Origin of the sequence: Bartonella sp. TT110JLCBS (assembly GCF_042193405.1) — a bacterium.
Lineage (GTDB): Bacteria > Pseudomonadota > Alphaproteobacteria > Rhizobiales > Rhizobiaceae > Bartonella.
The window spans coordinates 1-3,714 of record NZ_JBHILT010000057.1; the positions used below are offsets into that span (position 1 = coordinate 1).

Sequence of the window (3,714 nt, forward strand, 5' to 3'; positions counted from 1 at the left end):
ATTAATTTCAACTTCTAAGCCTTTTTTGGGGTAGGTGTTGATGGCTTGGAAACTTTAGATGCTTTAGGCTTTTCGAGAGAGGTTTCCTCTGTTACTGTTTCAGATGATATTTGGTTGGGTTCTTTTTCTATTTGCTTAATTTGTTCAACTCCCTTGTCGGGCTTTATTTTTGTTTTAACATCAACAAAGGGTTTAGCAGCATTTGCACGCTTGAGACGAGCATAGACTTGATTGGATACCTCAACAAATGGGTTATTGGGAGTTGAAGTTTCAAAACGAACAGTGCTTTTATTATCGCCAACAACACACATTGGCTTAGTGATGACAGCTTTCATCTTCGCTCCTTTTGCGTCATAATTAATGACATCATTAGTCACTTAATGATTTTTGATATGTGCAAAATAGGTTATCCTATTTTATCAATAAAAACAGTGCGTTAAGCCATCTTAAAGGCTTGATATTTTACCAAATTTTAGGGAATATTTTTGAATTTTAGATACAATACGACTAGTGCCGTACTGCCATTAAATAAAATTTTTTACACATTGTCAATAGAAAAAATCTATATTTTGTATTTTTTTTATTTTTTTACCTAAACATAGTGTTTTTAGAAACAAAATGGTATGTGTATTGACACAGCCAAAAAAGAAGAAAATCTAAATATTAAGCTCGTGACGCGCTGCTGTTGCCAAAAAAGCAGATCTCGTTAAGCCTCTTGCTTGTGCACAATCATCAATTGCACGTAAGAGACCTCTTTCAATAGATATATTCGTACGTACCACTTCTGCATCATTTTCAATAAAGGGAACTTGTATTAAAAAAGCTCCTTCTGACAAAGCTGTTTTGACAGATTCCCGTTGGATGACTTCCTCAAATTTTGAAGGAATAGGCACTGTATCTATATCTTCGCAATAAAGTTGAAGTGCTTCTGTTGCGTTTGCGATTAAATTTTCTTCCTCATCAGCAGCAGAAAAAAGTCCCTCAAAATCAGGAAACTGAACACCAAAAGCAGAATCTTCATCTTTATGAACAAGAGCAAAAAATCTTTTCATTTTTCTTCTCCTTTTTTTAACCAACCTGCTTGTTGTGCGATAGAACGTGCTGTACCAATCGGAAGATTTTTTTTAGGATGTGGAACAATAACAACCTTACCATCTTTTTTTAATTTATGATGAGAACCTTTTACTTTGACAAGTTCAAAGCCATCACGCTTTAATTTTGCAATGATTTTTCGGCTATCTTGTTCCATTCCCTAAACTCATGATGTGTAAATATATACACATTTTAATGATTTTTCATCTGATGTCAATTCTTTTTTAACGGCTAAAGTGCTTATGAAGCGCATTAAGAACAATACGCAAAGAACTAACAAGATGTGTTAGCGATTGATCTTCTATAACAAGATATTGTAATGCAGCATAAAGATTATACTGTCTATAGAGGTGTTGTGCTTCTTTGATAGCCTCTTTCGTCACTTCATAACAATGAGTTGCTCTTTCAATCCACCGTTTTTGTGCCTCCTCATTTGATGAAGGAGTAAAGTTATCATAAATTGCATTAGGCAATCCTTTTGCACATAGGTAATTATTTCTCACTTCAAGATATTTTTGTGCAGCATCATACTGATCTTGATTAATTACACCTTGCAGATAAAGCCGTCCGATATAAGTAGCGGAAAGCGGATTTTTAGCATCTTCTATGGTTAAGCCAAATCGCTTGGCACGCATTTCAATTGCCAATTTATCAATCGGTTCACGCGGTATTTTTACTCGCGAGATACGACCATTGGGTTCTCTGAGACATCCATTAATACGAGGACGTCCACATTTTGCATGTTTTTTTCTTTTAGCCATATTTTTTCAATCAGAATGGCATGCTATCGTTAAGAGATGTGCCATGATCAGTAGCACCTGAAGCGATAGCATAATTTTGAGAAGTAATGGGTGAAGGGAATGCCGATTGCTCTTTTTTGGCATCAAGCAAATACAACTCGCCTTTGAATTGTGGTAAGACAATCTCTGTTGTGTAACGGTCATGACCATTTTTATCTTGCCATTTACGTGTTTGTAATTTGCCTTCTATGTAAACCTTTGAACCTTTACTGAGATACTGAAGAGCAATTTTTGCTAAATGTGGATTAAAAACCACAATGGAGTGCCATTCCGTTTTATCTATTTTTTGATTGGTCTTTTTATCAGTATAGCTTTCAGAAGTTGCTATACTAAAATTGACTATTTCAGCTCCAGAATTCATTGTTTTGCTTTCGGGATTAGCACCAAGGCGCCCGATTAACGTCACTTTATTTAGCATATTTCAGTTACCTTAAATTTGTATTTAAATATGTAAAAAAATCTTAGCATAATTTTATTATTTTTTCAATTATTTCAATGATATATTATTAATTATTAACATATAACATTACGTTTTGTGGTGTACGTATAAGATAAGGAGATCAAGGGATTTTATTTTTCAAGCAGCGTTTTTTTCCATTCTCACCATAAATTACTTAAACTCTGTTAGCTCTTGTTGTGAAAGGTGCTTAAAAGTTCTACAAAACGTGTTAGCCATTTTATGGTTAAGTGGATCAGAAGAATTCATTATAAAATTCTTTCGGCAAATATCAGCCTCTTTTCTTAAAAGAGAAGCCATGTTTTGATCTAAAGCGTACAGCTTTATGATCTTTTCTTCCATTCCTACTGGAACAGATTTCTTGCCAATCTCAACAGAAGATAAAAATGCTACAGATATGCCTAGTTTATCAGCCATATCTAAGAGCCGTTCAAAGCGATCAAGGCGAATTTTGCGTAAAGTTTTGCCAAATAGTGTAAGCATGTGATTAAAACTCCTATTCATGCAATCAAGCTGCTTTGAGAAATGATATTGTGTTTTTTTCAAAAATTTCTTTGACTTTTCCATAAAGTATAGCCTTGCCGCCTGGATATCTTAATGGTGAGCAGATATGAGTCATCGTTACGTGCCTTTTTAGGTGTTTTTTGATGTTTTGTTGATTTCATCAATCGATGTTAAGAAGATACAATACCGATTAACCAAAAAAGTCTTATAAATCGGAGATTTTACTATGGCTTTTTAGTACAAGACTGTAGTATGTAGATGGATATGTTTATTAAATTGCGTGTACGAAACATAAGAAACAATACACAGCATAAAAAATAGTACCAAAGTACAATGTCTAAGTACCCAAATACGGTATCCAATGAAAAAGAAAACTGGTGTTCCACGTGCTTAGAAGTGACAGGCAAAGAAACCGTTTCTTTATAACTATTTGGAAAAATTAAAACGACAAGCGCTAAAATTATTATATTTAAAAGTCTGTGCATATACTGTTGTAAATCACGTGTTAGTTTCACCCAACCCGTTGTATCATCATCTTTATATTTTGGATTATTTTGCAATTCAAAAGGAATATGAGAATTGCATAAAATTACAAAAATATTTGTTATTATTATCAAACCAAAAGATGCAAATATCAAAATACTTTGGATAAAGTAGGGATTTTTTTTAATTCCTAAAAAACATAAAAATATAAAAGTTATAATGCCAAACAAGGCTCTTATTTGCTTATCTGTAAACATGTTCATTTCCTGCGGCTTTTGATAATTTTTTGATCTCTCTGTTAATCTCGTCTATAAGAGGTTCGTAATTGAGAACGCTTTTCGGAATATTCCCACCGTAAACCCATGCTTTTACTTGCGC

The 3,714-nt window shown here is 33.5% G+C and carries 7 protein-coding genes; all 7 read right to left on the reverse strand.

The genetic code is table 11. From position 1 onward, the window contains the following. Positions 1-14: 14 nt before the first annotated feature. The gene (locus ACFILW_RS09070) at positions 15-335 is read right to left on the reverse strand and encodes a hypothetical protein (RefSeq protein ID WP_375685621.1); all 321 of its coding nucleotides are present in this window, start codon (positions 333-335) and stop codon (positions 15-17) included. Between the two features lie 321 nt (positions 336-656). Beyond that, positions 657-1,052 (reverse strand): type II toxin-antitoxin system HicB family antitoxin, encoded by a 396-nt coding sequence (locus ACFILW_RS09075; protein WP_375646622.1) that lies wholly within the window; start codon positions 1,050-1,052, stop codon positions 657-659. Continuing rightward, complete coding sequence (locus ACFILW_RS09080; RefSeq protein ID WP_007553727.1) at positions 1,049-1,249, reverse strand: type II toxin-antitoxin system HicA family toxin; 201 nt, start codon at positions 1,247-1,249, stop codon at positions 1,049-1,051. The genes ACFILW_RS09075 and ACFILW_RS09080 overlap by 4 nt, the downstream gene beginning before the upstream one ends. Before the next feature lie 67 nt (positions 1,250-1,316). Beyond that, entirely contained in the window at positions 1,317-1,853 is a 537-nt protein-coding gene (locus tag ACFILW_RS09085) for a hypothetical protein (RefSeq protein ID WP_375646624.1), read from the reverse strand. 10 nt (positions 1,854-1,863) lie between these two features. Continuing rightward, entirely contained in the window at positions 1,864-2,310 is a 447-nt protein-coding gene (gene ssb / locus ACFILW_RS09090; RefSeq protein WP_375685622.1) for a single-stranded DNA-binding protein, read from the reverse strand. Positions 2,311-2,502: 192 nt separating this feature from the next. Next, complete coding sequence (locus tag ACFILW_RS09095) at positions 2,503-2,832, reverse strand: helix-turn-helix domain-containing protein (RefSeq protein ID WP_375685624.1); 330 nt, start codon at positions 2,830-2,832, stop codon at positions 2,503-2,505. Between the two features lie 245 nt (positions 2,833-3,077). After that, positions 3,078-3,593 (reverse strand): hypothetical protein, encoded by a 516-nt coding sequence (locus tag ACFILW_RS09100; RefSeq protein ID WP_375646628.1) that lies wholly within the window; start codon positions 3,591-3,593, stop codon positions 3,078-3,080. Between the last annotated feature and the right edge of the window lie 121 nt (positions 3,594-3,714).

Coding starts and splice junctions, on each gene's coding strand:
- ACFILW_RS09070 (WP_375685621.1), bottom strand. CDS start 335: ATGAAAGCTGTCATCACTAAGCCAATGTGTGTTGTTGGCGATAATAAA.
- ACFILW_RS09075 (WP_375646622.1), bottom strand. CDS start 1,052: ATGAAAAGATTTTTTGCTCTTGTTCATAAAGATGAAGATTCTGCTTTT.
- ACFILW_RS09080 (WP_007553727.1), bottom strand. CDS start 1,249: ATGGAACAAGATAGCCGAAAAATCATTGCAAAATTAAAGCGTGATGGC.
- ACFILW_RS09085 (WP_375646624.1), bottom strand. CDS start 1,853: ATGGCTAAAAGAAAAAAACATGCAAAATGTGGACGTCCTCGTATTAAT.
- ssb (WP_375685622.1), bottom strand. CDS start 2,310: ATGCTAAATAAAGTGACGTTAATCGGGCGCCTTGGTGCTAATCCCGAA.
- ACFILW_RS09095 (WP_375685624.1), bottom strand. CDS start 2,832: ATGCTTACACTATTTGGCAAAACTTTACGCAAAATTCGCCTTGATCGC.
- ACFILW_RS09100 (WP_375646628.1), bottom strand. CDS start 3,593: ATGTTTACAGATAAGCAAATAAGAGCCTTGTTTGGCATTATAACTTTT.